Annotated in this window: 23 protein-coding genes and 1 pseudogene; 7 read left to right on the forward strand and 17 right to left on the reverse strand. The window is 67.3% G+C overall.

Annotated features, from left to right (window positions below):
* Positions 1-47: 47 nt before the first annotated feature.
* The 16 genes from dnaJ to ACAM54_RS09090 form a co-directional block, all read right to left on the reverse strand.
* On the reverse strand, positions 48-1,184 hold the full coding sequence (dnaJ, locus tag ACAM54_RS09015; RefSeq protein WP_145741934.1) for a molecular chaperone DnaJ: 1,137 nt from the start codon (positions 1,182-1,184) through the stop codon (positions 48-50).
* Between the two features lie 97 nt (positions 1,185-1,281).
* Positions 1,282-3,222, reverse strand: coding sequence for a molecular chaperone DnaK (dnaK, locus tag ACAM54_RS09020; protein ID WP_025569777.1), 1,941 nt, complete (start codon positions 3,220-3,222; stop codon positions 1,282-1,284).
* A 112-nt stretch (positions 3,223-3,334) separates the two neighbouring features.
* Positions 3,335-3,874: a nucleotide exchange factor GrpE gene (grpE, locus tag ACAM54_RS09025; protein ID WP_049809364.1), complete on the reverse strand. Its 540-nt coding sequence runs from the start codon at positions 3,872-3,874 to the stop codon at positions 3,335-3,337.
* 204 nt (positions 3,875-4,078) lie between these two features.
* Positions 4,079-4,429: an FKBP-type peptidyl-prolyl cis-trans isomerase gene (locus ACAM54_RS09030; RefSeq protein WP_012746856.1), complete on the reverse strand. Its 351-nt coding sequence runs from the start codon at positions 4,427-4,429 to the stop codon at positions 4,079-4,081.
* 101 nt (positions 4,430-4,530) lie between these two features.
* On the reverse strand, positions 4,531-4,986 hold the full coding sequence (locus tag ACAM54_RS09035) for a helix-turn-helix domain-containing protein (RefSeq protein ID WP_025569773.1): 456 nt from the start codon (positions 4,984-4,986) through the stop codon (positions 4,531-4,533).
* 176 nt (positions 4,987-5,162) lie between these two features.
* The gene (asd, locus tag ACAM54_RS09040; protein ID WP_209499662.1) at positions 5,163-6,014 is read right to left on the reverse strand and encodes an archaetidylserine decarboxylase; all 852 of its coding nucleotides are present in this window, start codon (positions 6,012-6,014) and stop codon (positions 5,163-5,165) included.
* A gap of 142 nt (positions 6,015-6,156) precedes the next feature.
* Positions 6,157-7,149, reverse strand: coding sequence for a tripartite tricarboxylate transporter substrate binding protein (locus tag ACAM54_RS09045; protein ID WP_145741940.1), 993 nt, complete (start codon positions 7,147-7,149; stop codon positions 6,157-6,159).
* Between the two features lie 40 nt (positions 7,150-7,189).
* Positions 7,190-8,281 carry a beta-propeller fold lactonase family protein gene (locus ACAM54_RS09050; RefSeq protein WP_145741942.1) on the reverse strand — a complete coding sequence of 364 codons (1,092 nt, stop codon included), beginning with the start codon at positions 8,279-8,281 and terminating at the stop codon, positions 7,190-7,192.
* Positions 8,278-9,258 carry a Bug family tripartite tricarboxylate transporter substrate binding protein gene (locus ACAM54_RS09055; RefSeq protein ID WP_369650486.1) on the reverse strand — a complete coding sequence of 327 codons (981 nt, stop codon included), beginning with the start codon at positions 9,256-9,258 and terminating at the stop codon, positions 8,278-8,280. The genes ACAM54_RS09050 and ACAM54_RS09055 overlap by 4 nt, the downstream gene beginning before the upstream one ends.
* Before the next feature lie 60 nt (positions 9,259-9,318).
* Positions 9,319-10,080 (reverse strand): SDR family NAD(P)-dependent oxidoreductase, encoded by a 762-nt coding sequence (locus ACAM54_RS09060; protein WP_145741947.1) that lies wholly within the window; start codon positions 10,078-10,080, stop codon positions 9,319-9,321.
* Between the two features lie 26 nt (positions 10,081-10,106).
* Positions 10,107-11,696 (reverse strand): galactarate dehydratase, encoded by a 1,590-nt coding sequence (gene garD / locus ACAM54_RS09065; protein WP_145741948.1) that lies wholly within the window; start codon positions 11,694-11,696, stop codon positions 10,107-10,109.
* 25 nt (positions 11,697-11,721) lie between these two features.
* A complete protein-coding gene (locus ACAM54_RS09070; protein ID WP_145741950.1) occupies positions 11,722-13,017 on the reverse strand; it encodes a TRAP transporter large permease in 1,296 nt (431 codons plus the stop codon).
* A gap of 146 nt (positions 13,018-13,163) precedes the next feature.
* Entirely contained in the window at positions 13,164-13,652 is a 489-nt protein-coding gene (locus ACAM54_RS09075) for a TRAP transporter small permease (RefSeq protein WP_145741952.1), read from the reverse strand.
* Between the two features lie 142 nt (positions 13,653-13,794).
* A complete protein-coding gene (locus ACAM54_RS09080) occupies positions 13,795-14,772 on the reverse strand; it encodes a TRAP transporter substrate-binding protein (RefSeq protein ID WP_145741954.1) in 978 nt (325 codons plus the stop codon).
* A 50-nt stretch (positions 14,773-14,822) separates the two neighbouring features.
* Positions 14,823-15,713 (reverse strand): SMP-30/gluconolactonase/LRE family protein, encoded by an 891-nt coding sequence (locus ACAM54_RS09085; RefSeq protein WP_369650487.1) that lies wholly within the window; start codon positions 15,711-15,713, stop codon positions 14,823-14,825.
* Entirely contained in the window at positions 15,703-16,536 is an 834-nt protein-coding gene (locus ACAM54_RS09090; protein ID WP_369650488.1) for an NAD-dependent epimerase/dehydratase family protein, read from the reverse strand. Before ACAM54_RS09090 ends, ACAM54_RS09085 begins: the two co-directional genes overlap by 11 nt.
* Before the next feature lie 61 nt (positions 16,537-16,597).
* Here ACAM54_RS09090 and ACAM54_RS09095 point away from each other — a divergent pair, with 61 nt between their 5' ends.
* From ACAM54_RS09095 to ACAM54_RS09120, 6 genes are all read left to right on the forward strand, one after another.
* A complete protein-coding gene (locus tag ACAM54_RS09095) occupies positions 16,598-17,413 on the forward strand; it encodes a FadR/GntR family transcriptional regulator (RefSeq protein ID WP_369650489.1) in 816 nt (271 codons plus the stop codon).
* Positions 17,414-17,519: 106 nt separating this feature from the next.
* Complete coding sequence (locus ACAM54_RS09100; protein ID WP_225613052.1) at positions 17,520-18,470, forward strand: tripartite tricarboxylate transporter substrate binding protein; 951 nt, start codon at positions 17,520-17,522, stop codon at positions 18,468-18,470.
* Positions 18,471-18,513: 43 nt separating this feature from the next.
* Positions 18,514-19,425: a 5-dehydro-4-deoxyglucarate dehydratase gene (kdgD, locus tag ACAM54_RS09105; RefSeq protein ID WP_145741964.1), complete on the forward strand. Its 912-nt coding sequence runs from the start codon at positions 18,514-18,516 to the stop codon at positions 19,423-19,425.
* A gap of 47 nt (positions 19,426-19,472) precedes the next feature.
* Positions 19,473-19,919: a nuclear transport factor 2 family protein gene (locus tag ACAM54_RS09110; protein ID WP_369650490.1), complete on the forward strand. Its 447-nt coding sequence runs from the start codon at positions 19,473-19,475 to the stop codon at positions 19,917-19,919.
* A 32-nt stretch (positions 19,920-19,951) separates the two neighbouring features.
* The gene (gene gudD, locus ACAM54_RS09115) at positions 19,952-21,307 is read left to right on the forward strand and encodes a glucarate dehydratase (protein ID WP_369650491.1); all 1,356 of its coding nucleotides are present in this window, start codon (positions 19,952-19,954) and stop codon (positions 21,305-21,307) included.
* Positions 21,308-21,395: 88 nt separating this feature from the next.
* Positions 21,396-22,832: an aldehyde dehydrogenase family protein gene (locus ACAM54_RS09120; protein ID WP_369650492.1), complete on the forward strand. Its 1,437-nt coding sequence runs from the start codon at positions 21,396-21,398 to the stop codon at positions 22,830-22,832.
* Between the two features lie 46 nt (positions 22,833-22,878).
* Here ACAM54_RS09120 and ACAM54_RS09125 read toward each other — a convergent pair whose 3' ends face one another.
* Positions 22,879-24,132 carry an MFS transporter gene (locus tag ACAM54_RS09125; protein ID WP_369650493.1) on the reverse strand — a complete coding sequence of 418 codons (1,254 nt, stop codon included), beginning with the start codon at positions 24,130-24,132 and terminating at the stop codon, positions 22,879-22,881.
* Between the two features lie 106 nt (positions 24,133-24,238).
* Here ACAM54_RS09125 and ACAM54_RS09130 point away from each other — a divergent pair.
* Positions 24,239-25,045 (forward strand): annotated as a pseudogene (locus ACAM54_RS09130) (LysR family transcriptional regulator); the annotation flags it as partial.
* Positions 25,046-25,055 lie beyond the last annotated feature (10 nt).

Consider the following 25,055-nt stretch of genomic DNA (forward strand, 5'->3'; position numbering starts at 1 on the left):
GGCAGGGCGCAGCGAAGTGCGCCTTGCTGCAGGCAGGCGCCTCTTCTTCAGCTGAAGAATTCCTTGGCCTTGTCGAACCAGCCCTTGTCGGTCGGGCTGTGCTTGTCGCCGCCCTTCTTGAGCGATTCGTCGAGCTCCTTCAGCAGCTTGCGCTGGTGCTCGGTGAGCTTGACCGGGGTTTCGACGCGCACGTGGCAGTACAGGTCGCCCGGATAGCTGGAGCGCACGCCCTTGATGCCCTTGCCGCGCAGGCGGAACTGCTTGCCGCTCTGGGTGCCGTCGGGAATGTCGATGGCGGCAGCGCCCTTGAGCGTGGGCACGCTGATCTCGCCGCCCAGTGCCGCGGTGGTCATGCTGACGGGCACCACGCAGTGCAGGTCGTCGCCGTCGCGCTCGAACAGTTCGTGCTTCTTGAGGCGGATCTCGATGTAGAGATCGCCGGGCGGCCCGCCGTTGGTGCCCGGCTCGCCGTTGCCGGTGCTGCGGATGCGCATGCCGTCGTCGATGCCGGCCGGGATCTTGACCTCGAGCGTCTTGTTGTTCTTGATCTTGCCCTGGCCATGGCACACGGTGCAGGGCTCGGGAATGATCTTGCCGCTGCCGTGGCAGGTGGGGCAGGTCTGCTGCACGCTGAAGAAGCCCTGGCGCATCTGCACGGCGCCGGCGCCGTGGCAGGTGGTGCAGGTGATGGGCTTGGTGCCGGGCTTGGCGCCGGTGCCCTTGCAGGTGCCGCAGTCGTCCCAACTGGGGATGCGGATCTGCGCTTCCTTGCCCTCGGCCGCTTCTTCCAGCGTGACTTCCATCGCATAGCTCAGGTCGCTGCCGCGGAACACCTGGCGCCCGCCGCTGGTGCGCCCGCGCGCGCCGCCGAACACGTCGCCGAAGATGTCGCCAAAGGCCTCCGCAAAGCCGCCGAAGCCTTCGGCACCCGGGCCGCCGCGCATGTTGGGGTCGACGCCGGCGTGGCCGTACTGGTCGTAGGCCGCGCGTTTCTGCGCGTCCGACAGCATTTCGTAGGCTTCCTTGACCTCCTTGAACTTGGACTCGGCGTCCTTGGTGGTGTCGCCGTGGTTGCGGTCCGGGTGGTGCTTCATCGCAAGCTTGCGATAAGCCTTCTTGATTTCCTCCTCGCTCGCGTTCTTGGGAACGCCGAGGGTCTCGTAATAGTCGCGTTTTGTGGCCATGGCTGGTTCGGTCGGGGCTGGCGGGAAGCCGTAACTTGAAGCGAGAAAGGCTGGAACACCCGGTCAGGTGGTCCAGCCTCGTTCGAAGGACTGAGGATCAGCCCTTCTTGACTTCCTTGACCTCGGCGTCGACCACGTTGTCGTCGGCCGGTGCGCTTGCAGCTTCCGGGCCAGCAGCAGCGGCACCCGGGCCGCCGGCGGCGCCGGCCGCGGCCTGCGCATCGGCGTACATCTTCTCGCCGAGCTTCTGGCTCGCGGTCATCAGCGTGTTGGTCTTTTCCTCGATCGAGGCCTTGTCCTCGCCCTTGAGGGTTTCTTCCAGGTCCTTGATCGCGGCTTCGATCTTTTCCTTCTCGCCGGCGTCCAGGCTCGCGCCGTGCTCGCCGAGCGACTTCTTCACGCTGTGCACCATGGCTTCGCCCTGGTTGCGGGCCTGCGCGAGCTCGACCTTCTTCTTGTCCTCGGCCGCGTTGAGCTCGGCGTCCTTCACCATCTTCTGGATCTCGTCTTCCGACAGGCCCGAGTTCGCCTTGATGGTGATCTTGTTTTCCTTGCCGGTGCCCTTGTCCTTGGCGCCCACGTGCAGGATGCCGTTGGCGTCGATGTCGAAGCTCACCTCGATCTGCGGCGTGCCGCGCGCTGCCGGCGGAATGCCTTCGAGGTTGAATTCGCCCAGCAGCTTGTTGCCCGAGGCGATCTCGCGCTCGCCCTGGAACACCTTGATGGTCACGGCCGGCTGGTTGTCCTCGGCGGTGGAGAAGGTCTGCGCGAACTTCGTCGGGATCGTGGTGTTCTTCGTGATCATCTTGGTCATCACGCCGCCCATGGTCTCGATGCCCAGCGACAGCGGGGTCACGTCCAGCAGCAGCACGTCCTTGCGGTCGCCCGAGAGCACCTGGCCCTGGATGGCGGCGCCGACGGCCACGGCTTCATCGGGGTTCACGTCCTTGCGCGGCTCCTTGCCGAAGAAGGCCTTCACCTTTTCCTGCACCTTGGGCATGCGGGTCATGCCGCCGACCAGGATCACGTCGTTGATGTCCGACACGCTGATGCCGGCGTCCTTGATGGCCAGGCGGCAGGGCGCGATGGTGCGCTCGACCAGCTCGTCGACCAGGCTTTCGAGCTTGGCGCGCGTGAGCTTGATGTTCAGGTGCTTCGGACCCGAGGCGTCGGCCGTGATGTAGGGCAGGTTGATGTCGGTCTGCGCGCTGTTCGACAGCTCGATCTTGGCCTTTTCGGCCGCTTCCTTCAGGCGCTGCAGCGCGAGCACGTCCTTGCCCAGGTCCACGCCTTGCTCTTTCTTGAACTCGGCAATGATGTAGTCGATGATGCGCTGGTCGAAGTCTTCGCCGCCCAGGAAGGTGTCGCCGTTGGTCGACAGCACTTCGAACTGCTTCTCGCCGTCGACGTCCGCGATCTCGATGATCGAGATGTCGAAGGTGCCGCCGCCGAGGTCATACACGGCGATCTTGCGGTCGGCCTTGTCCTGCTTGTCGAGGCCGAAGGCCAGGGCAGCAGCGGTAGGTTCGTTGATGATGCGCTTGACGTCCAGGCCCGCGATGCGGCCGGCGTCCTTGGTGGCCTGGCGCTGCGCGTCGTTGAAGTAGGCCGGCACCGTGATCACGGCTTCGGTCACGGGCTCGCCGAGATAGTCTTCGGCGGTCTTTTTCATCTTGCGCAGGATGTCGGCGCTGACCTGCTGGGGCGCGATCTTCTTGCCGCGCACTTCCACCCACGCGTCGCCGTTGTCGGCCTTCGCGATGGTGTAGGGCATCAGGTCGATGTCCTTCTGGACTTCCTTCTCCTCGAACTTGCGGCCGATCAGGCGCTTGATCGCGTACAGCGTGTTCTTGGGATTGGTCACGGCCTGGCGCTTGGCCGAGGCACCGACCAGCACTTCGCCGTCTTCCTGGTAGGCCACGATCGACGGCGTGGTGCGCGCACCTTCCGAGTTCTCGATCACACGCGTGGTGTTGCCTTCCATGATCGACACGCACGAGTTGGTGGTGCCGAGGTCGATGCCGATGATCTTTGCCATGTTCTTACTCCTGAAAGCCTGAAAAATATGTTGTTATGAACTTGTGGATAACCCGGCGCGATTCAAGGTATGAAGCGGGGATTTCCTGTGGGAATTGTGTGTGCCGCGCCGCTTACTTGGGGGCGCTGACCGTGACCAGCGCCGGGCGCAGCACGCGGTCGTTGATGGTGTAGCCCTTCTGGAGCACGGTCACCACGGTGTTGGGCTCCTGCTCGGGAGCGGGCACCACCGAGATGGCCTGGTGCTGGTGCGGGTCGAACCTGGCGCCGGGAGCGGGGGCCACCTCGATCACCTTGTTGCGTTCGAGCGCGCTCTTCAGCTGGCGCAGCGTGGCTTCGGCGCCTTCGCGGATCTGTTCGGGCGTGGCGTCCTTGATGGCCAGGCCGGCTTCGAGGCTGTCGGTCACCGGCAGCAGGCTCTCGGCAAAGGCTTCGACCGCGAACTTGCGCGCCTTGGTGATTTCGTCGTCGGCGCGGCGGCGGGCGTTCTGGACGTCGGCCTGGGCGCGCAGGTACTGGTCGGACAGTTCGGCGTTCCTGGCCTGCAGGGCAGCGAGTTCGCCCTGGGCCGCGGCCAGCGCGTCCTGCGCCTCCGCTTCGTTGGCAGCCTGTGCGGCTTCCAGTTCTTCGGGGCTTGGCTCGCCTTGCAGCATTTGCGAATTCTGTGCGGATTGTTGCGGGTCAGACATTTTTCAAAGAACCGGCGGGGGGCCGGGAAACAAACGATAGCCAGCCACTTGGGGCTGGTCAGGGGCTTTTCAAGCGAAAAAATGCGGCCGGGAGGCCGCAACGGGAACAAAGGCGCCGACGCAAGGGTGCCGCGGCACGCCGTGCGCGCGGCCCCCGGGGGGGCGATCTCAGTGCGCGTCGAGCAGTTCGACGTCGAACTTCAGCGTGGCGTTCGGCGGGATCACGCCGCCCGCGCCGCGCGCGCCGTAGCCCAGCGAAGCCGGAATGATCAGCGTGCGCTTGCCGCCGATCTTCATGCCGGCAACGCCTTCGTCCCAGCCCTTGATGACCTGGCCGGCGCCCAGCGAGAACGCGAACGGGTCGTTGCGGTCGCGGCTCGAGTCGAACTTGGCGCCTTGCACGCCGTCGTTGTAGAGCCAGCCGGTGTAGTGCACATGCACGTGCTGGCCGGCCTTGGCTTCTGCGCCGTCGCCCACGGTGGTGTCTTCGTATTGCAGGCCGGAGGGAGTGGTAGGCATGTTGAACGCTCCTTGCGTCAATGGGAGGATGGAAGGTGGATGGATAAACGAACCGAAGGCGCGGAGTTTACCGACGCCCGGCAGCGGCCCCGCCGGCCTGCTCAATTGCCGGTGTCAAGAGGCGGGACGGAGGAAGGCGGGGACGGCGCCGCAGGCGGGGCAGAGGGCGGTGCGCCCGGGGAGGAGGAAGAAGAAGGCGCCGAAGGCGAAGACGACGAAGGTGCCGCGGGCGTGGGCGCCGCCGGTGCCGCGGCCTTCTTGACCTGGCCCAGCTGCCACTTGCCCGCGAAGGCCTGCAGGTCCGAGAGCCGCTTCAGGAGATCCTGTCCGCTCACCGTGAGGCTGTAGCCGTCGCCGCCGTGGCTCACGAGGCCGGCCTCGCGCAGTTCCTTGATGCGGGTGTTGAGCGTGTTGGGGGTGATGCTGCCGACGCTGTCCTGCAGCAGCCGGAAGGTCTGGGCATGGCCGTCGCGCAGCGCCCAGAGCACGCGAAGTGCGTAGCGGGCCTCGAGAAGCGCAAGCAGCTGGCTGACGGCTGCGTTTTCCTTGGTACTCATCGACATCATCTCCTCGGGGCTGGGCGGGCCATCGGTCCTGGGCAGGGCCGGTGCCTCGCGTTCTTGTTGGCTCGCTACAGGACCGCGCGTTGGCGGGCGACTATAGCGCAAGGATCACGATGCTACTAGTTTTATAGCTACGGGTGCATGCTGCATGCGGGCCCTGAGACAAAGCTTCACAAATTCGCGAAATTGGCCATGGCTTCGCCCAGCCGGACCGGCCGGGTGGGCGCCCAGTCGGGGTTGAAGGCCAGCGGGGGGGGCGGGAACAGCATGACGACAGTGGAGCCGAGCAGGAAGCGGCCCATCTCCTCGCCCTGCCCGAGCACGATCTGCTGGTCGGCGTAGTGCCATTCGCGCAGCTCGCCGCCGCGCGGCGGATTGACCACGCCGTGCCACACGGTGGCCATGCTGCCGACGATGGTGGCGCCCACCAGCACCAGCACGAAGGGGCCATGCGCCGATTCGAAGACGCACACCACGCGCTCGTTGCGCGCGAACAGCCCGGGCACGCCGCGCGCGGTGACCGGGTTGACCGAGAACAGGTCGCCGGGCACGTGGATCATGCGCACCAGGCGCCCCTCGCACGGCATGTGGATGCGGTGGTAGTCCTTCGGGCTCAGGTACAGCGTGGCGAAGCTGCCGTGCGCGAAGCGCGCCGCGAGCACCGCGTCGCCGCCGACCAGCGCGGTGGTGCTGTAGTTGTGGCCCTTGGCCTGGAAGATCTGGTCGCCCTCGATGGCGCCGAACTGGCTGATCGCGCCGTCCACCGGGCACACGAGGTCGGCCTGCGCGAGCGGCCGCACGCCGGGCTTGAGCGCGCGCGTGAAGAACTGGTTGAAGCTCTTGTAGTGGTTGATGTCGGATTCGAGCGCCTCGTCCATGTCGACGCCGTACTTGGCAACGAAGCGCCGGATGATCCAGGTGGTGACGGCGCCGCGTTCCTTGCCCGCGACCCAGCCGGCGAAGTTCGTCAGGGCCTGCTTGGGGAACAGGTATTGGGGCAGTACGGCAGAGCGGTCGGACACGTGTGGGAGGCCTGGAATGCCTGGAGTGCGGATTGGAGGGGCATTCTATAAAGGGCTCCGGGGCCCGGAAGTAGGAGGCTTCCCTTGTATCCGGCACCTCGTCTCGTACCCGGGGCGCGCCTTGCGGACGCCCCGACCGAAGTCAGTCCGCCTTGATGCCTGCCGCCTTGATCACCTGCGCCCACTTCTCGACCTCGGCCTTCTGGAAGGCCGCGATCTTTGCCGTGCCGAGGTCGGCGGGCTCCATGCCGAAGCCCTTGAGCTTTTCCTGCATCTCGGGCGTGGCGAGGATCTTACGGATCTCGGTGTGCAGCCGCTCGACGATGGGCGCCGGCGTGCCCGCGGGCACGAAGATCGCCTGCCACGACAGCACCTCGAAGTCCTGCAGGCCCGCGATGCCGGACTCCGCAACCGTCGGCACGTCGGGCATCGAGGCTAGGCGCTTGGCCGAGGTCACGGCAATGGCGCGCAGCTTGCCGCTCTGGATGTGCGGACCCGCCACCACCGTGGTGTCGAACATCATGTCGACCTGGCCGCCGATTACGTCCTGGATCGCCGGGCCGCTGCCCTTGTACGGAATGTGCGTGAACTTCACGCCCGACTTGAACGCCAGCAGTTCGAGCGACAGGTGCTGCGAGGTCCCGGTGCCGGCCGAGGCCGACGAGAGCCCGCCCGACTTGGTCTTGCTGGCTTCCAGCACGTCCTTCAGCGTCTTGTAGGGGCTGGCCTGGTTGACCACCAGCACCAGCGGGTTGGTGCCGATCAGCGTCACCGGGGCAAACGACTTCTGCGGGTCGTAGCCGAGCTTCGGATACAGGCTCACGTTGATGGCGTGCGAACTGATCGTGCCGCCCACCATCGTGAAGCCGTCGGGTGCTGCGCGCGAGCCGATTTCCGAGCCCACGCTGCCGCCGGCGCCGCCCTTGTTGTCGATGATCACGCTCGTGCCCAGCACCGGACCGAGCTTCTGGCCGATCAGGCGGGCCAGCACGTCGGTCGTGCCGCCCGCGGGAAAGGGCACGAGGTAGGTGATGGCCTTGCCCGTGGGCCAGTTGCCGGGGCCCTGCGCGAACGCGGGCAGGCCCGCGGCGAGCGAAGAGGCGAGGGCGGTGCGGATCAATGTGCGGCGTTGCATGGCGATATCTCCTTTGATGATGTTGATGGCCGTCGTCGCGTCACGGTGCGTCGACGATTTCGATCCAGTTCGGGTTCTTGCCCGCGGCGATGCGCGAAGGCTTGCCCAGCGCACCGGTCGCGGAATCGATGGGGTACAGCGAAACGCCGTGCGACTCCTGCCCGGCGGCAATCAGGTAGCGGCCGCTGGAATCGATCGCGAAGCCGCGCGGCCCTTTCTCGGTCGGCGTCTGGCCCAGCGGCTGCAGCTGGCCGCTCGCCGCGTCCACCCTGAACGCCGAGAGCGTGCTCGAGGTGCGCTCCGAGGCGTACAGGAAGCGCCCGTCGGGCGACAGGTGCAGGTCGGCCGCCCAGGGCTTGCCCGTGAAGCCCGGCGGCAGCGTGGTGGTGCTCTGCTCCAGCTTGAGCGTGCCGCGCGCCGCGTCCCATGCGTACACCTGCAGGGACGCGTCGAGCTCGTTCAGCAGGTAGACGTGCCGCTGCGCCTTGTCCCAGACGAAGTGGCGCGGCCCCGACTTGGCGGTGCCCATGGTCAGCGGCGGATCGTTGGCCGACAGCAGTCCTTTGTCCGCATCGAAGCGCCAGCTCGACACGTGGTCGCCGCCCAGGCTGGTGGCGAGCACGAAGCGGTTGCCCGCATCGGCGTGCACCGCATGCGCGTTCGGCCCGGTCTGGACCAGCTGCTGGATCGGGCCCACCGCGCCGTCCTTGCCGATGGCGTTGACCGAAATCTTGCCGCCCTGGTAGGAAGCCGCGAAGAGCCACTTGCCGCTCGCGTCGAGGTCGATGTTGGCCATGCTGTCGGCCAGCGGCGCCTCGCCGAGCTTCTGCAGCTTGCCGGTGGCCGCGTCGATCGACATGCTGACCACGCGGAACGGCTGCGAGCGCAGTGCGGCGTAGAGCACGCGCTTGTCGTGGCTCACGGCCATCGGCATCACCGTGCCGCCGACGTTGAGCGTCTGCACCGGCTTGAGCACGCCTTCCGCGCGATCCAGCTCGAGCACCGAGATCTCCTGGCTGTCGGCGTTGGACACGTAGACCCAGGTGGCGGCCCAGGCGTGGCCCATGGCGGCAACGGACAGCAGCGCAGCCGCGCCCTGAAGCGCGCGAAGGATGGGAGTGCGGCGGTTCATGGCTTGATGTTGAGTTTGGCGATCAGCGCCTTGAAGTAGGCGTTGTCCTTGGCCAGGGTTTCCTTGAACACTGCGCCGTCCGTGTAGACGTAGCCGAGGTTCTGCCGGTCCATCACTTCATGCATGAGCGGCTCGGCGGCCGTCCTGGCCGTGATCTCGCGCAGCTTGGCCATCACTTCGGGCGGCGTGTTCTTGGGGGCGCCGAGGCCGCGCCAGGTGCCGATCGACAGGTCGATGCCGCGCTCCTTGGCGGTAGGCACCTTGTCGAAGCCCTTCACGCGCTTGTCGGCCATGACCATCAGCACCTTGAGCTTGCCGGACTGCACATGCGTCGTGACTTCGGCCGGGCTTACCGCCACGGCCTCGATGTGTCCGCCCAGCAGCGCCAGCACCGCGGGCGCCGCACCCTGGAACGGGATATGGCCGAACCTGGTGCCGGTCTTGTCTTCGAGCGCTGCGGCCGCCAGGTGCCAGATCGAGCCGTTGCCCGAGTTGCCGACGCGCACGCCCTCGGGCGACTTCCTTGCCGCCGCCAGGAATTCCTCGATCGTGTTCCACGGCGCATCGGCCTTGACGGTGATGGCGGCCGGGTCGGCGTTGAGCTGCGCGATGGGCTGGAAGTCGTCGTAGTTGAACTTGGCCAGGCCCAGGTGCGGCAGCGTCAGCAGTTCCACCGTGAGCACCGCGAGCTTGTAGCCGTCGGGCTTGGCGTTGATCACCTCGGTCCAGCCGATGGCGCCGCCCGCGCCCGGGCGGTTGACGATCACGATGCTCTGCGAGATGTGCTTGCGGCTGGCCTCGGAGAAGGCGCGCGCCAGGCCGTCGGTGCCGCCGCCCGGCTGGTAGGGCACCAGCAGCTCGATCGTGCGGTTCGGAAAGTCGCCCGCCTGCGCCGCGGCAGGCGCGGCGAACCCGAGCGAAAGGGCGCACGCGGCCGAAAGGGTGGCGAGGCCGCCAAGGAATCTGCTTCTCTTCATCAGTTGTTGTCTCCGTTATTGATCTGATTCCCGTGTCTCGAAAAAGCGCGCTCTGCCGCGTCAGGGCATGTACTGCCCGCCATTCACTTCGATCACCTGGCCGGTCACGTAGCCCGAAAGCTGTTCCGAAGCCAGGTAGAGGAAGGCGCCCACGCATTCGTCGGGCGTGCCGATGCGGCCCATGGGAATGGCAGTGCGGAACGATTCGAGCATTGCGGGCGTCGAGAAGCGGTCCTGGAACGGCGTCTGGATCACGCCGGGCGCCACCGCGTTGACGCGGATGCTGTCGCCGACGAGCTCCCTCGCGAGTCCGTGCGTGGCCGTGCTCACGAAGCCCTTGGAGCCCGCGTACAGGTAGGCGCCCGGCCCGCCGCCGGTGCGCGCCGCGACCGAGGTCACGTTGATGATGTTGCCGCCGCCCTGGGTGCGCATCAGCGGCACCACCTCGCGCGCAAACGCGAGCACCGAGCGTGCGTTGATGTGCATCACCTCGTCGAACAGCGCATCGTCGAACTCGGCGATGGGCACGCGCTTGACCAGGCTGCCGGCGTTGTTCACCAGCACGTCGATGCGGCCGAAGCGCGCCGCCGCCTGCTTGACGCATTCGCGGATCGCGGCGGTGTCGCGCACGTCGGCCTGCAGTGCAAAGGCGTCGCCGCCGGCCTTGCGGATGGTCTCGACGACCTGGTTGGCGGCATCGGCCGAGCTGTTGTAGTGCACCGCCACGCGCATGCCGCGCGCCGCGAACGCAATGGCCACGGCGGCGCCGATGCCGGTGCTGGCGCCGGTAACCAGCGCTGTCTTGCCCTTGAGGTCTTCCATGGATGTTCCTTTCGAGGTCGGTGGGTTCAGGTCACGGGTGCCGGGTTGAACAGCACCAGCGCGTTGTGCAGCTTCCACTGTTCGGCCCAGGTCTTCCTGCGGCCGCTGGCCACGTCGAGCATCAGGCGGAACAGCTCCCAGCCGATGTCCTCGATGGTGGCGTCGCCGTCGGCGATGCGGCCCGCGTTCACGTCCATCAGGTCGTGCCAGCGGCGCGCCAGGTCGCTGCGCGTGGCCACCTTGATCACCGGCACCTCGGCCAGGCCGTAGGGCGTGCCGCGGCCGGTGGTGAACACGTGCAGGTTCATGCCGGCGGCCAGCTGCAGCGTGCCGCAGATGAAGTCGCTGGCAGGCGTGGCGGCATAGAGCAGGCCCTTCTGCCTGGCCTTCTCGCCCGGCGAGACCACGCCGGAGATCGGCGCGCTGCCGCTCTTGACGATCGAGCCCATGGCCTTCTCCACGATGTTCGAGAGCCCGCCCTTCTTGTTGCCCGGCGTGGTGTTGGCGCTGCGGTCGACGCGGCCGCGGTCCAAGTAGGCGTCGTACCAGGCCATCTCGCGGATCATGGCCTCGGCCACCTCGGGGGTGGTGGCGCGCGAGGTGAGCTGGTCGATGCCGTCGCGCACCTCGGTCACTTCCGAGAACATCACGGTGGCGCCGGCGCGCACCAGCAGGTCGGTGCAGAAGCCCACGGCCGGATTGGCCGTGACGCCCGAAAACGCGTCGCTGCCGCCGCACTGCACGCCCACCACCAGCTCGCTGGCCGGCACGGTTTCGCGCCGGCGGGCGTTGAGCCGCTCCAGATGCTCCTCGGCCTGCCGCATGATCGAGTCGATCATCGACATGAAGCCGACGTGCGCGTCGTCCTGCAGGCACACCACGTCGAGCTTGGCATTGGCCGTCTCGCCCACGTCGGCCACATTGCGCTCGTCCACCAGCGCGATGCTGCCCGGCGGCAGCAGGCGCTCGGGCTGCAGCTTCTCGCAGCCCAGGCTGATGACCATCACCTCGCCGCCGAAGTTCGGGTTGAGGCTGATGTTGCGCAGCGTGCGGATCGGAATGACGGCATCGGGCGCATCGATGGCCACGCCGCAGCCGTAGCTGTGCGACAGGCCCACCACGTCGTCGACGTGGGGGTACTTGGGCAGCAGCTCGGCCTTGATGCGCTGCACCGCGAAATCGACCACGCCCGCCACGCACTGCACGGTCTGCGTGATGGCGAGGATGTTGCGCGTGCCCACCGACCCGTCGAGGTTGCGGTAGCCCTCGAAGGTATAGCCCTCGAGCGGCGGCTGCGCGGGCGGCCGCACGGTGGCGATCGGCAGGCCTTCGAGCTCGCGCGCGGCGGGCATCTGCAGCAGGCGCTCGTGCACCCAGCTGCCAGCCGGGATCGGCTTCAGGGCATAGCCGATCGGCACGTTGTAGCGCCGCACCACGCCGCCTTCGGGAATGTCTTCCAGCGCCACCTTGTGTGCCTGCGGCACCTTGTCGACCAGCACGAGGCCGGACGCGAGCACGGTGCCGGCGGGCAGGCCGCCGTCGTTGGCCACGATGGCGACGTTGTCCGCTGCGTGCATGCGGATGAAGAGCGGTGCTCGGGTGTTCGGATCGGTCATCGCGGAACCTCTGTCTTGGCTGCTGTTACTTCACCACCATGAACATGCTCGGCAGCCAGGTCGAGAACGCCGGCACGAAGGTGACCACCGCCAGCGCGAAGATCAGCGCGCCGTAGAACGGCCAGATGGTCTTCATCACCGTGCCCACCGACACGCCGCCGATCGCACAGCCCACGAACTGCGTGGTGCCCACCGGCGGCGTGTTCAGGCCGAGCGCACAGTTGATCAGCATCACGATGCCGAACTGCACCGAGCTCATGCCGTAGTGCTGTGCGATCGGCAGGAAGATCGGCGTGCACAGCAGGATCGTTGCCGCCATGTCGAGGAAGGTGCCCAGCACGAACAGGATGATGTTGATGAGCAGGAAGATCACCCACGGCGTGCTCGTGATCTGCGACAGCATCTGGCCCGTGAGCTCGGCCACGCCATACAGGCTGATCAGGTAGCCGAAGGTGCTCGAGATGCCGATCAGCAGCAGGATCACGCCGGTGGTGCGCACTGCTTTCGAGGCCGCCTTCACGAAGTGCTCCCACTTCAGCGTGCGATAGACGAAGATGGTGAGCGCCAGCGCATAGAGCACCGCCACGGCCGCCGACTCCGTTGCCGTGAAGATGCCCGACAGGATGCCGCCGAGGATCAGCACCACGATGAACAGGCCCGGCAGCGCCGCCGCGAACGAGCGCGCCACGATGGCCCAGCCCGGGAAGCTGCCGGCCGGATAGCCGCGCTTCACCGCCACCAGGTAGGCGGCCGCGAGGTTGCTGAGGGTGAGCACCGCCGCCGGCAGCAGCGCCGCCAGGATCAGTGCCGCGATCGACACCTTGCCGCCCGCCGCGAGCGAATAGATGATCAGGTTGTGGCTGGTCGGCATCAGCGCGCCGACGAGGGCCGCATGGGTCGTCACGTTGACGGCGTAGTCGGCGTGGTAGCCCTCCTTCTTCATCATCGGGATCATCACGGCGCCCATGGCCGAGACGTCCGCCACGGGCGAGCCCGAGACGCCGCCGAACAGCGTGCAGGCCACCACGTTCGACATGCCGAGCCCGCCGCGCACGTGGCCCACGAGGTTGCGCGCGAAGTTGACGATGCGGTCCGCGATGCCGCCGTAGAGCATCAGCTCGCCGGCAAAGATGAAGAACGGAATCGCAAGGAACGAGAAGATGCCCATGCCCGAGGTCATCTGCTGGAAGCCGACCTCCAGCGGCAGGCCTTCATACAGCAGCGTGGACAGGGCCGAGAGGCCGATGGAGAAAGCGACCGGCACGCCCAGCAGCAGGAAGAGCGTGAACGAGAGGCAGAGAATCAACAGAGGAATGGTCATGATCTGGCCGCCTCGCCGGTGGTGGGGGCGCAATGGACTGTTCGGGGAATGCCGCGGAACCGGCTTTGCCGGGCCGCAGGCATTGCCCCCTGCAAGGGGGGTGGAGAAGCGACACGAAGTGCGCGAAGCCTGGGGGTGTGCATTGGTTATCCCCAGGCGGGTTCGACTTCGCGGCCTTGGGCGAGCGCGATGATGTGTTCGATGGAGAACATCACGATGAGGACGCCGGCCGCCGAGGCGGGCACGTATTTCCAGCCCTCGGAGATCCAGAGCGTGGGCAGCCGGTAGTCCCACACCGATTCGGCAAGGGAGGCGCAATTCCAGGCCATGGCCAGGCCGAACAGCAGGATCAGCGCGTGGATCAGGTATTCCATCTTCAGCCGCAGCCAGTCGGGCGCGAGCACGAGAAAGGATTCGAGGCCGATGTGGCCCGCGTCGCGCACGCCGACGGCGACGCCGAACATCGTGACGTAGAGCACCAGCAGCAGCGCCAGGCTTTCAGCCCAGGTGGGGGTGTTGTTGAGCACATAGCGGCCGAACACCTGCCAGCTCACGGCGCAGATCACCGCGACGAGCCCGAGGATGCCCAACCACATGCAGGCACGGGCGAGGGTGCGGCAAAGTTTGGTGTACATGAAAGTTCTTCTCTGTCTTACTCCCTCCCCTTCCGGGGGAGGGCAGGGGTGGAGGCAAGCAGCGTCTCTATGCCAGCGCCGTCGTGCCCCCATCCCAACCTTCCCCCGGAAGGGGAAGGAGCCAATCAGCAGATGGATTTGCTTACTTCGTGTCCTGCACGCGCTTGACCAGGTCCTTGAGCTTCGCGTCCGTGATGAACTTGTCGTACACCGGCTTCATCGCGGCCTGGAACGGCGCCTTGTCGACCTCGATGATCTCGGCGCCGCCGGCCTTCACCGTGGCGAGCGACTTGATCTCGCGCTCTTCCCACTGCTTGCGCATGTAGGGCACCGACTCCTTGGCGGCCTGGCGGATCCAGCCCTGCTCCTCGGCCGAGAGCTTGTCCCACACGCGCTTGGAGAACAGCAGCATCTCGGGCGCCATCGAGTGCTCGGTCTTGCTGTAGTACTTGGCCACTTCGAAGGCGCGGGCGCTTTCATAGGTCGGGTAGTTGTTTTCGGCGGCGTCGATCAGGCCGGTCTTCAGGCCCGTGTAGACCTCGCCCATGGGCATCGGCGTGGCGTTGGCACCCATGGCTTCGAGCATCGACACCCACAGGTCGGACTGCTGCACGCGCACCTTCAGGCCCTTCATGTCGGCAAAGCTGCGCACCGGCTTCTTGGCCGTGAACATCGAGCGCGCGCCGCTGTCGTAGTAGGCGAGGCCGACGAAGCCCTGCTTCTCGCACGACTTCAGGATCTCCTCGCCGATCGGGCCGTCGAGCACCTTGTGCAGGTGGTCGACCGAGCGGAACAGGAAGGGCATGGTGGGCACCTGCGTCTCGGCGCAGATGTTGTTCATCGGGGCGATGTTCACGCGCACCATCTGCAGCGCGCCGATCTTGGTCTGCTCGATGGTGTCCTTTTCGCTGCCGAGCGAGCTGTTGTTGAACACCTTGATGCTGTGCTTGCCGCCCGAGAGCGCCTTGAGCCGCTCGCTCATGAACTTGACCGCGGTCACGGTCGGGTAGTCGTCGGGATGAATGTCGGCCGAGCGGAACTCGGTGGCGCTGGCAGCCAGTGTGGTGAGCGCGGCTGCGGCGCCCACGGCAAGTGCGATCAGGGTCTTGTGGAGTTTCATTGTCTCGTCCTCTGCTTGGTGGTTGTCGTAAAAAGGAAAGAAGAAAAAAGTCAGCCGCCGAACGCCGGCTCGGGAACGCCCGCCACGCCGGGGCGCAGCGCGAACACGCCGCCGGCCAGGGGCTGGTCCGACAGGTCGATGCCGCCGGGCCGGATCGAGGTGACGAAGAGCGTGTCGAGCGCCGGGCCTCCGAAGGCGCACATCGCGGGCTTCTTCACCGGCACCTCGAGCGAGCGGTCGAGCCTGCCATCGGGCGTGAAGCGGTGCACCAGGCCGGCGTCGTTGCCGCAGATCCAGTAGCAGCCGCCGGCGTCGATTGCCGCGCCGTCGGGGCGGCCGGGCAGCGGCTTCATGTCGGCGAACAGGCGGCGGTTGTGCGGCGTGCCGGCGTCGGTGTCGTAGTCGAAGGCCCAGATGGCCTGCACCGCGGGATGCGAATCCGAGAGGTACATCGTGCGGCCGTCGGGGCTGAAGGCAAGCCCGTTGGGCACGATGAAATCGTCCAGGCGCATGGCGGCTGCGGCGCTGCCCCTGGCGTAGCTGTAGAGCCGGCCGACGCGCGCGCCGGCGGTCATGTCCTGCAGCATCGTGCCGGCCCAGAAGCGGCCTTGGCGGTCGCAGCGGCCATCGTTGAAGCGCATCGCGGGCATGGCGTGCGCCACGGGGGCGAGCGCGGTGGCGGCCAGCGTGCCGCCGGCCTGCGGCGCGAGCGAGAAGAGGCCGCTTTCCATGCCGGCGATCCAGGCGCCGGGCGCATCGGCGCGCGGCGCGATGCAGGCAATCATTTCATCCGCATGCCAACGGGCATGGCCTTCGCTCGCATGCCAGCGGTTCAGCGCGCGCGCCGGAATGTCGACCCAGTAGAGCGCCTGTTCCGCGGCATGCCACACCGGGCTTTCGCCGGTGCCGTTGCGCGCATCGAGGACGAGCTCAGCCTGCATCGCCGAAGGGTCCCTGCGCCGTGAACGCGCCGCCCTGGTAGATGGCGTTGGGATCGGTCGGCGCCACGAGTGGCTGCGCCTCGACCTTGTCGCGGAACACCTCGGAGCTGTCCTGCGGCACGAAGCCCAGGTGGGCGGCCGCGCTGTTGTCCCACCAGACGTCGCGGTTGTTGGACATGCCGTAGACCACCGTGTGCTTCACGTCGGGCGTGAAGAGCGATTTCTCGATCAGCGTGGTCAGGTCGCGGTAGCTGAGCCAGGTGCTCATCATGCGGCGGTTGAGCGGCTCGGGGAAGGACGAGCCGATGCGGATGCTCACCGTCTCGATGCCCCAGCGGTCGAAATAGAACTGCGCCATGTCCTCGCCGAAGGACTTCGACAGGCCGTAGTAGCCGTCGGGCCGGCGCGGGGCATGGGCGTCGATGTGCTCGGTCTGCTTGTAGAAGCCGATCACATGGTTGGAGCTGGCGAACACCACGCGCTTCACGCCGTGGCGGCGCGCGGCTTCGTAGACGTTGAAGACGCCCTTGATGTTGGCCTCGAGAATTTCCTCGAACGGGCGCTCGACCGAAACGCCGCCCAGGTGCACGATGGCGCTGCAGCCCTCGACCAGCGCGTGGACCGCGGCCTTGTCCGAAAGATCGCAGGGGACGACTTCTTCGTGCGCACCCTCGGAAGGGGAGAGGGCGGCAATGTCGGACAGGCGCAAGATCCGGGCATAGGGACGCAGGCGTTCGCGCAGGACCTTGCCCAGTCCGCCGGCGGCGCCGGTCAGCAGAATCCGGTGGAGCGGGGGGTGGGGGGCTTGATGGGACGTCGACATTTTTGCTGGCCTGATAAGTTATCTGTTGTCGTACAACTAATGCGGGATTATTATCGTGACCATGGTCCAGACGACTGCGGGTAATCCCTCAATTTCCGACGCGGCGACAGAAGTTGCCGCCGGCACGCCCTTCGTGGGGCGCCCGCGGCCGCGAGGGCTCGCCCACGGGCTGGTGGAAGACCTGGGCGAGAAGATCCGCAGCCAGCAACTGCGCCCGGGCGACAAGCTGCCGACCGAGTCGGCCATCATGCAATCCTTCGGCGTCAGCCGCACCGTGGTGCGCGAGGCGCTGTCCAAGCTGCAGGCCGCCGGGCTGGTGGAAACGCACCATGGCGTCGGCACCTTCGTGCTGCAGCCGCGCGCGGCCGGCATGTTCCGGCTCGATTCCGCCGACATCGCCACTTCGGTGGACGTGCTGGCGGTGCTCGAGCTGCGCATCAGCCTCGAAACCGAATCCGCCGGGCTGGCCGCCACGCGCCGCACCGAGGAGCAGCTGCTCGCGATGCGCCAGGCGCTCGACGATTTCGAGCGCAACGTGGCGGTGGCGGGGGACACCGTGGCGCCGGATTTCCGCTTCCACCTGCAGATCGCCCAGGCCACCGGCAACCCGTACTTCGCGGACATCATGAGCCACCTGGGCACCACGATCATTCCGCGCACGCGCATCACCGCCATCCGCAACTACGACCGGCGCGGCGAGTACCTGAGCCGCGTCAACCGCGAGCACGAAGAAATCTACGCGGCCATCGCCCGCCGCGATCCCGAGTCGGCCCGGGCGGCCATGCGCATCCACCTGACCAACAGCCGCGAACGGCTGCGCGTGGCGCAGGAAGCGGCCCAGCAGGCCGCGGCCAAGACGCCGCCAGCGGCTTCCTGAGAAGAAATTTCGGGCAGATGCTGGACAAGTGTCGTTCCTAGTTGTACGATGACTGACAACACAACTCAGCAGGAGACTTGGAATGAGCTTGAAACGACGTGATCTGATGCTTGGCGCCCTCGGCGGCGGCGTGCTTGCGGCCGGTGGCGTGCATGCTGCCGACAACTGGCCGTCCAAGCCCGTGCGCATCGTGGTGCCGTACCCGCCGGGCGGTTCGTCCGACATCATTGCCCGCTCCATCAGCCAGCAGTTGTCGGAGGCGCTCGGCCAGCCGGTCATCGTCGAGAACAAGCCGGGCGCCAACGGCAACCTCGGCGCCGATTTCGTCGCCAAGTCCAAGCCCGACGGCTACACGCTGCTGCTGTGCGACGTCGGCGCGCTCGCCATCAGCCCCTCGGTCTACACGCGGCTGCCTTTCGATCCTTCCAAGGACCTGCGCGGCGTGACCATGCTGGCCTATTCTCCGCATCTGCTGGTGGTGCACCCGTCGGTCCAGGCCAACAACCTGAAGGAACTGGTCGCGCTGTCGAAGAAGTCGGAAATCAATTTTGCCGTGACCGCCACCGGCAGCGCGCCGCACCTGGCCGGCGTGGCGCTCGAGCGCGCGAGCGGGGCGCGCTGGCAGTACGTGCCCTACAAGGGCGGCGTGCAGGCGGTGCAGGACACGGTGGCGGGCCAGACGCAGATCCTGATGAACGGCATGCTCGCCACCCTGCCTCATGTGCAGAGCGGCAAGCTCAAGGTGCTCGGCGTCTCGAAAGCGACGCGCATGCCGCTGATCGGCGAAGTGCCCACCATCGCGGAGCAGGGCGTGGCCGGCTTCGAGTCGGGCACCTGGCAAGGCGTGCGGGTGGCCAAGGGCACGCCCGACGCCATCGTGCAGCGCCTCAACAAGGAACTGATCACCGTCATCCGCTCAGCCGACATCCGCTCGCGCCTCGCAGGCCAGGGCGCCGAGGTCGTGACCATGGCGCCGGCCGAGGAAGAGCAGTTCTTCGGCAAGGAACGCGCGCGCTGGGCCAAGGTGGTGGCCGACGCGGGCATCAAACTCGACTAAGCGCCCCAGGATCCATTTTCAACTCACTCTCATTGGTGTCTCGATGAACCCTCAAGAACTCAAATCCATCATGGGCTCCGGCCTGCTCTCGTTCCCGTTGACCGACTTCGACGCGAACGGCGACTTCAACAAGAAGGGCTACGAGCAGCGTCTCGAATGGCTCGCTCCCTACGGCGCGAGCGCGCTGTTCGCGGCCGGCGGCACCGGCGAGTTCTTCTCGCTGACCGGCGACGAGTACCCCGGCATCATCCAGACCGCGGTCGACACCTGCCGCGGCGTGGTGCCCATCATTGCGGGCGCCGGCGGCCCCACGCGCTTTGCGATCCAGTGCGCGCAGGCGGCCGAGAAGGCCGGCGCGCACGGCATCCTGCTGCTGCCGCACTACCTGACCGAAGCCGGCCAGGAAGGCCTGGCCGCGCACGTGGAAGCCGTGTGCAAGAGCGTGAAGTTCGGCGTGATCGTCTACAACCGCGCCACCAGCCGCCTCAAGCCCGAGACGCTGGCCGCGCTGGCCGAGCGCAACCCGAACCTCGTGGGCTTCAAGGACGGCGTGGGCGACATCGAGGCCATGGTGGCCATCTACCAGAAGATGGGCGATCGCTTCGCCTACCTGGGCGGGCTGCCCACGGCCGAGGTCTATGCCGCGGCCTACAAGGCGCTGGGCACGCCGGTGTATTCGTCGGCCGTCTTCAACTTCATCCCGAAGACCGCGATGGATTTCTACCAGGCCGTTGCCGCCGACGACCTGCCCACGCAGCACCGCCTGCTGAAGAACTTCTTCATGCCCTACCTGGAACTGCGCAACCGCGTGCCGGGCTATGCGGTGAGCATCGTCAAGGCCGGCGCGAAGATCGTCGGCCACGACGCCGGCCCGGTGCGCGCACCGCTGACGGACCTCAAGCCCGCCGAGATGGAACAGCTCAAGGTGCTGATCGACGCGCTCGGCCCGCAGTAAGCGGCCGAGCCGGGAACGACGACAACAAACAACAACGGAGACAACGCATGTCCATCAAGAAGTTCTTCCTCATGGCCGCATCGGCCCTTCTGTTCTCGGGCTGTGCGATGGCGCCCGCGGGCGGCGGCGCTTCGGCCGAGCCGGCCGTGGCCGCGGCCGCCGAGCGGCTGCGCCTTGCGATGATCGACCCCACGCCCGCCGCCCTGGGCGCGCTGGTGGCCGACGACCTGAGCTACGGCCATTCGAGCGGCAAGGTCGACACCAAGGCCAGCTTCATCGGCGACCTGGTGGCCGGCAAGTCGGACTTCGTGAGCATCGCGATCACCGACCAGACCATCAAGGTGGCGGGCGACGTTGCGATCGTGCGCCACACGCTCGCGGCCGACACCAACGATTCGGGCAAGCCCGGCAAGGTGGCGCTCAAGATCCTCGGTATCTGGCAAAAGCAGGGCGGCGAGTGGAAGATGCTGGCCCGCCAGGCCGTGCGGATCTAGCCGCACTTTTTCTTCCAGGGTCCGCGCAAACAATGACACTTCCAGACTCCGCTTCTCCCATCTCCGGCGCGCCCGTCGTCACCGCCATGCGCGTGGTGCCCGTCGCAGGCCACGACAGCATGCTCATGAACCTGAGCGGCGCGCACGGCCCGTTCTTCACGCGCAACCTGCTGATCCTGACCGACAGCGCGGGCCACACCGGCGTCGGCGAAGTGCCCGGCGGCGAGAAGATCCGCCAGACCCTCGAGGATGCGCGCGGCCTCATCGTGGGCCAGCCCCTCGGCCGCCACAACGCCGTGCTCAACGCCATGCGCAGCGCTTTCGCCAACCGCGACAGCGCAGGCCGCGGCCAGCAGACCTTCGACCTGCGCGTGACCATCCATGCGGTCACGGCGGTGGAGGCGGCCTTGCTCGACCTGCTGGGCCAGCACCTCGAAGTGCCGGTGGCCGCACTGCTCGGCGAAGGCCAGCAGCGCGACGCCGTGCAGATGCTCGGCTACCTGTTCTACGTGGGCGACCGCACCAGGACCGACCTGCCCTACGAGAGCGACCCCGGCGCCGCCGACGACTGGTTCCGCCTGCGCCACGAAGAAGCCATGACGCCCGAAGCCATCGTGCGCCTGGCCGAGGCCACGCATGCGCGCTACGGCTTCACCGACTTCAAGCTCAAGGGCGGCGTGCTGCGCGGCGAGGAAGAAGTCGAAGCCATCCGCGCGCTGCACGAGCGCTTTCCCAAGGCGCGCGTCACGCTCGACCCGAACGGCGGCTGGCTGCTGGCCGATGCGATCCGTTTGTGCCGCGACCTGCACGGCGTCATGGCCTATGCCGAAGACCCGTGCGGCGCCGAAGGCGTGTTCTCCGGCCGCGAGGTGATGGCCGAGTTCCGCCGCGCCACGGGCCTGCCGACCGCCACCAACATGGTCGCCACCGACTGGCGCGAGATGGTGCACAGCCTCTCGCTGCAGTCGGTCGACATCCCGCTGGCCGACCCGCACTTCTGGACGATGCAGGGCTCGGTGCGCGTGGCCCAGCTGTGCCAGGCCTGGGGCCTGACCTGGGGCTCGCATTCGAACAACCACTTCGATGTGTCCTTGGCCATGTTCACGCACGTGGCGGCGGCCGCGCCGGGCAAGGTCACGGCCATCGACACGCACTGGATCTGGCAGGACGGCCAGCGCCTGACCAAGGCGCCGCTGCAGATCGAGGGCGGGTTCGTGAAGGTGCCCACGCGCGGCGGGCTGGGCGTGGAGCTCGACATGGACGAGGTCGAGAAGGCGCACCAGCTGTACCTGAAGCACGGCCTGGGCGCGCGCAACGATGCGCAGGCGATGCAATACCTGATCCCGGGCTGGACTTTCGACAATAAAAAACCCTGCATGGTCCGTTGAGGTTTAGTCTCCCGTTTCCATTTCCGCAGCCGGACGACACGCAGTGCTCCGGCTTCTTTCTTTCCATCGAGCAGCACAAGGAATCCTCATGCAAAACTTCGACAACCTGATCGGCGGCGAATGGCGTGCCGGCGCGAGCTACAGCCCCAACCTCAACCCCAGCAACCTGTCCGACGTGCTGGGCCAGTACGCGCAGGGCACGGCCGCCGATGTCGAGGCCGCCGTGGCCGCCGCCACCGCCGCCTTCCCGGCCTGGGCCACCGGCAGTATCCAGGCGCGCTCCGACGCGCTCGACAAGATCGGCACCGAGATCCTCGCGCGCAAGGAAGAGCTCGGCACCCTGCTCGCCCGCGAGGAAGGCAAGACGAAGGCCGAAGGCATCGGCGAGGCCACCCGCGCCGGCCAGATCTTCAAGTTCTTCGCCGGCGAATGCCTGCGCCTCGCGGGCGAGCTGCTGCCTTCGGTGCGCCCGAACATCGGCGTGGAAATCACGCGCGAGCCGGTCGGCGTGGTCGGCCTCATCACGCCCTGGAACTTCCCCATCGCCATTCCGGCCTGGAAGATCGCGCCGGCGCTGGCCTTTGGCAACTGCGTGGTGCTCAAGCCCGCTGACCTCGTCCCGGGCTGCGCCTGGGCGCTGGCCGAAATCATCAGCCGCTCGGGCATCCCGGCGGGCGTGTTCAACCTCGTGATGGGCCGCGGCAGCGTGATCGGCAACGCCCTGGTCGGCCATCCCGGCATCCATGCGATCAGCTTCACCGGCTCGGTCGGCGTGGGCCGCAACATCGCCGTGCAGTGCGTCACCAACCACAAGAAGGTGCAGCTCGAGATGGGCGGCAAGAACCCGCAGGTGGTGCTGGACGACGCCGACCTGGCCCAGGCCGTGGAGCTCAGCGTGCAGAGCGCCTTCTACTCCACCGGCCAGCGCTGCACGGCGTCGAGCCGGCTGATCGTGACCGAAGGCATCTACCCGAAGTTCATCGAGGCGATGAAGGCGCGCATGGCGAAGATCAAGGTGGGCGATGCGCTGGCGCAGGGCACCGACATCGGCCCGGTGTCGTCGAAGTCGCAGCTCGACCAGGACATGGAATACATCGCCATCGGCAAGGGCGAGGGCGCCACGCTGGCCGCGGGCGGCGAGCTCTTGAAGCTGGAGACCGACGGCTACTACATGTCGCCGGCGCTCTTCAGCGAATCGGCTGCTGCGATGCGCATCAACAAGGAAGAGATCTTCGGCCCGGTGGCGAGCGTGATCCGCGTGAAGAACTACGAAGAGGCGCTGGCCACGGCCAACGACACGGAGTTCGGCCTGTCGGCGGGCATTGCGACCACGAGCCTGAAGTACGCCACGCACTTCAAGCGCCACAGCCAGGCCGGCATGGTGATGGTGAACCTGCCCACGGCGGGGGTGGACTACCACGTGCCGTTCGGCGGGCGCAAGGGTTCGAGCTACGGGCCGCGCGAGCAGGGCAAGTACGCGCAGGAGTTCTTCACCACGGTGAAGACGGCGTACACGCTGGCTTGAGGCCCCAGGGCCGGGCGCCGCGCGCGCCCGGCCCCGGCCGTCTGCTTCACAGCCGATGGCCGCCGCGCGCCATCGAGCGCCGCAGGCCCAGTGCGAGCAGCACGCCGATCGCGCCCGCCAAGGCCACGATGGCGGCGGCCGCCGGCCAGCCCAGCGAATCCACGGCACCGCCCACGATCACGGGGCCGATCATCTGGCCAAGATTGCTGCCCAGCATGAGCAAGCCCATCGACATCGGGACCAGCCGCGTGCTCGGTGCCACGAGGGGGGAGGTGCCGATCAGCGTTGCGGGAAGCAGGCCGCCCGCGCCCGAGAAGACCAGGCACAGCACAAAGGCCGGCAGCGCGCCGAGCACCGGCAGGAAGATGCCGACGGCCGAGATGCCCATCAACGCGCTGGCCAGTGCCGCGAGCAGCCAGCGCGCGATGCCGCGCTTCAGCAGCATGCCGGCCGCAAGATTGCCCGCCACATTGACACAGCAGGCCACGGCGCTCAGCTGTCCGGCCGTGGCCGTGCCCACCCCCATGCGCTCGATCAGCAGCACCGGCAGAAAGCTGAATAGCGCGAAGAACTGCAGGCTGTAGATCACGAACGAAGCGGCGATCAGCGCCGGCGCACCGGCCTTTGCCGTGGTGGCCGCATCGCGGGCCATGCTGCGCCACGAGACCGGCGCCTCGCGGGCGCTTCCACTCGCACCGCGCGAAACGCCCGCCAGCACCAGCACCGCAACCAAGGCCGCAAGCGCGGCATTGCCCAGCCACAAGCCGCGCCAGCCGCCCGGCAGCGAGCCGCTGAAAAGCGCGATGGCAATCCCGGCGGGCATGAAGCAGCTCCAGATCGCGAAGGCAAGGTCCTTGCCGCCGGGCGCGACCATGCGCTGCAGCACCGAAGGGCCGGCGATGGTGATCAGCACGAAGCCCAAGCCTTCGACGACGCGGCCGATCAGCAGCATTGCGATGCCGTGTGCCCATGCGCCCGCCGCGCTGCCGATGGCAATGGCCAGCAGGCCGGCCACCAGCAGGCCCCTGTCGCCGGCGCGCGCGACCCATGCGCCGACCGGAACCGAGCCAGCCACGCCCAGCAGCGAGAACGTGGCCATGAGCCAGCCGACCATCGAGAGGTCGAGCCCGAAGTCTGCGCGCAGCTGCGGCACCGCAATGGCGACCTTGCCGACCTGAAGAGACGCCATGACACCGGCAGCCACGACCAGCGCCACGCCGCGCCAGTGCGTTGAAGAAGGTGAGAGCGGCGCGGCGGCGGGTGGCGAAGTGGCGCCGCGCATTTGGATTCGGTTCTGCATGCCGCAACTTTGCAGCGGGCGAACGATCAATGAAAGCGAATAATATCGGCCAATTCAATCGATTGGATAGATCATGCTGGACATCCTCACCCTGAGCCAGATGCAGATGTTCGTTGCCGTGGCGGATGCCGGCAGCTTCCGTGCCGGCGCGGTCCGGCTGCACCGGGTGCAGTCGGCCGTGAGCCATGCCATTGCCAATCTCGAAGAACAGCTTCAGGTGCGGCTCTTCGACCGCTCCGGCCACAAGCCGGTGCTTACGCCCACGGGCAAGGCACTGCTCGGCGACGTGCGGGTCATCCTGTCGAAGGTCGAGGCGCTGCGCTCGCGCGCGCAGGGGCTCGAACAGGGCATCGAGTTCGGCCTGGCGATGGCGGTGGACACGCTCTTTCCGCCGGACCTCCTGGCCAGCGCGCTGCGCGGCATGCATGCGGTCTATCCGAGCATTGCCATCCGCGTGGAATACAGCTCGATGGGCGGCACCGTCGATGCATTGAATTCGGGTCGATGCGATCTCGCCATTGCGGCCTTCGGCCATGCCGACGAAAAAATCAGCCGCGAATTCCTCATGCAGCTTCATACCGTGGCCGTCGCCGCGCCGTCGCATGCGCTGGCGGTCCATGCGGGCCAGCGCGGTGCCAGGGGCCTGGATGCCGCCGCGGCCGAGCACGTGCAGATCGTGGTGGAAGATCCGAGCACGCTCAGCCAGGGCTACGACATCGACGTGCTCTCGCCTTCGACCTGGCGCGTGACCGACATGCACATCAAGCTCGCGCTGCTGCGCGCGGGCCTAGGGTGGGGAAAGATGCCTGCGTGGCTGGTGGCCGGCGACCTGGCCGCCGGAACGCTGGTGCAATTGCCGGTGAGCCGCATCGGCCCCGGCGGTGGAACGAGCCAGCAGTGCCATTTCTGCCACCGCGCCGACA

Source organism: Variovorax sp. V93, assembly GCF_041154485.1.
Lineage (GTDB): Bacteria > Pseudomonadota > Gammaproteobacteria > Burkholderiales > Burkholderiaceae_C > Variovorax > Variovorax beijingensis_A.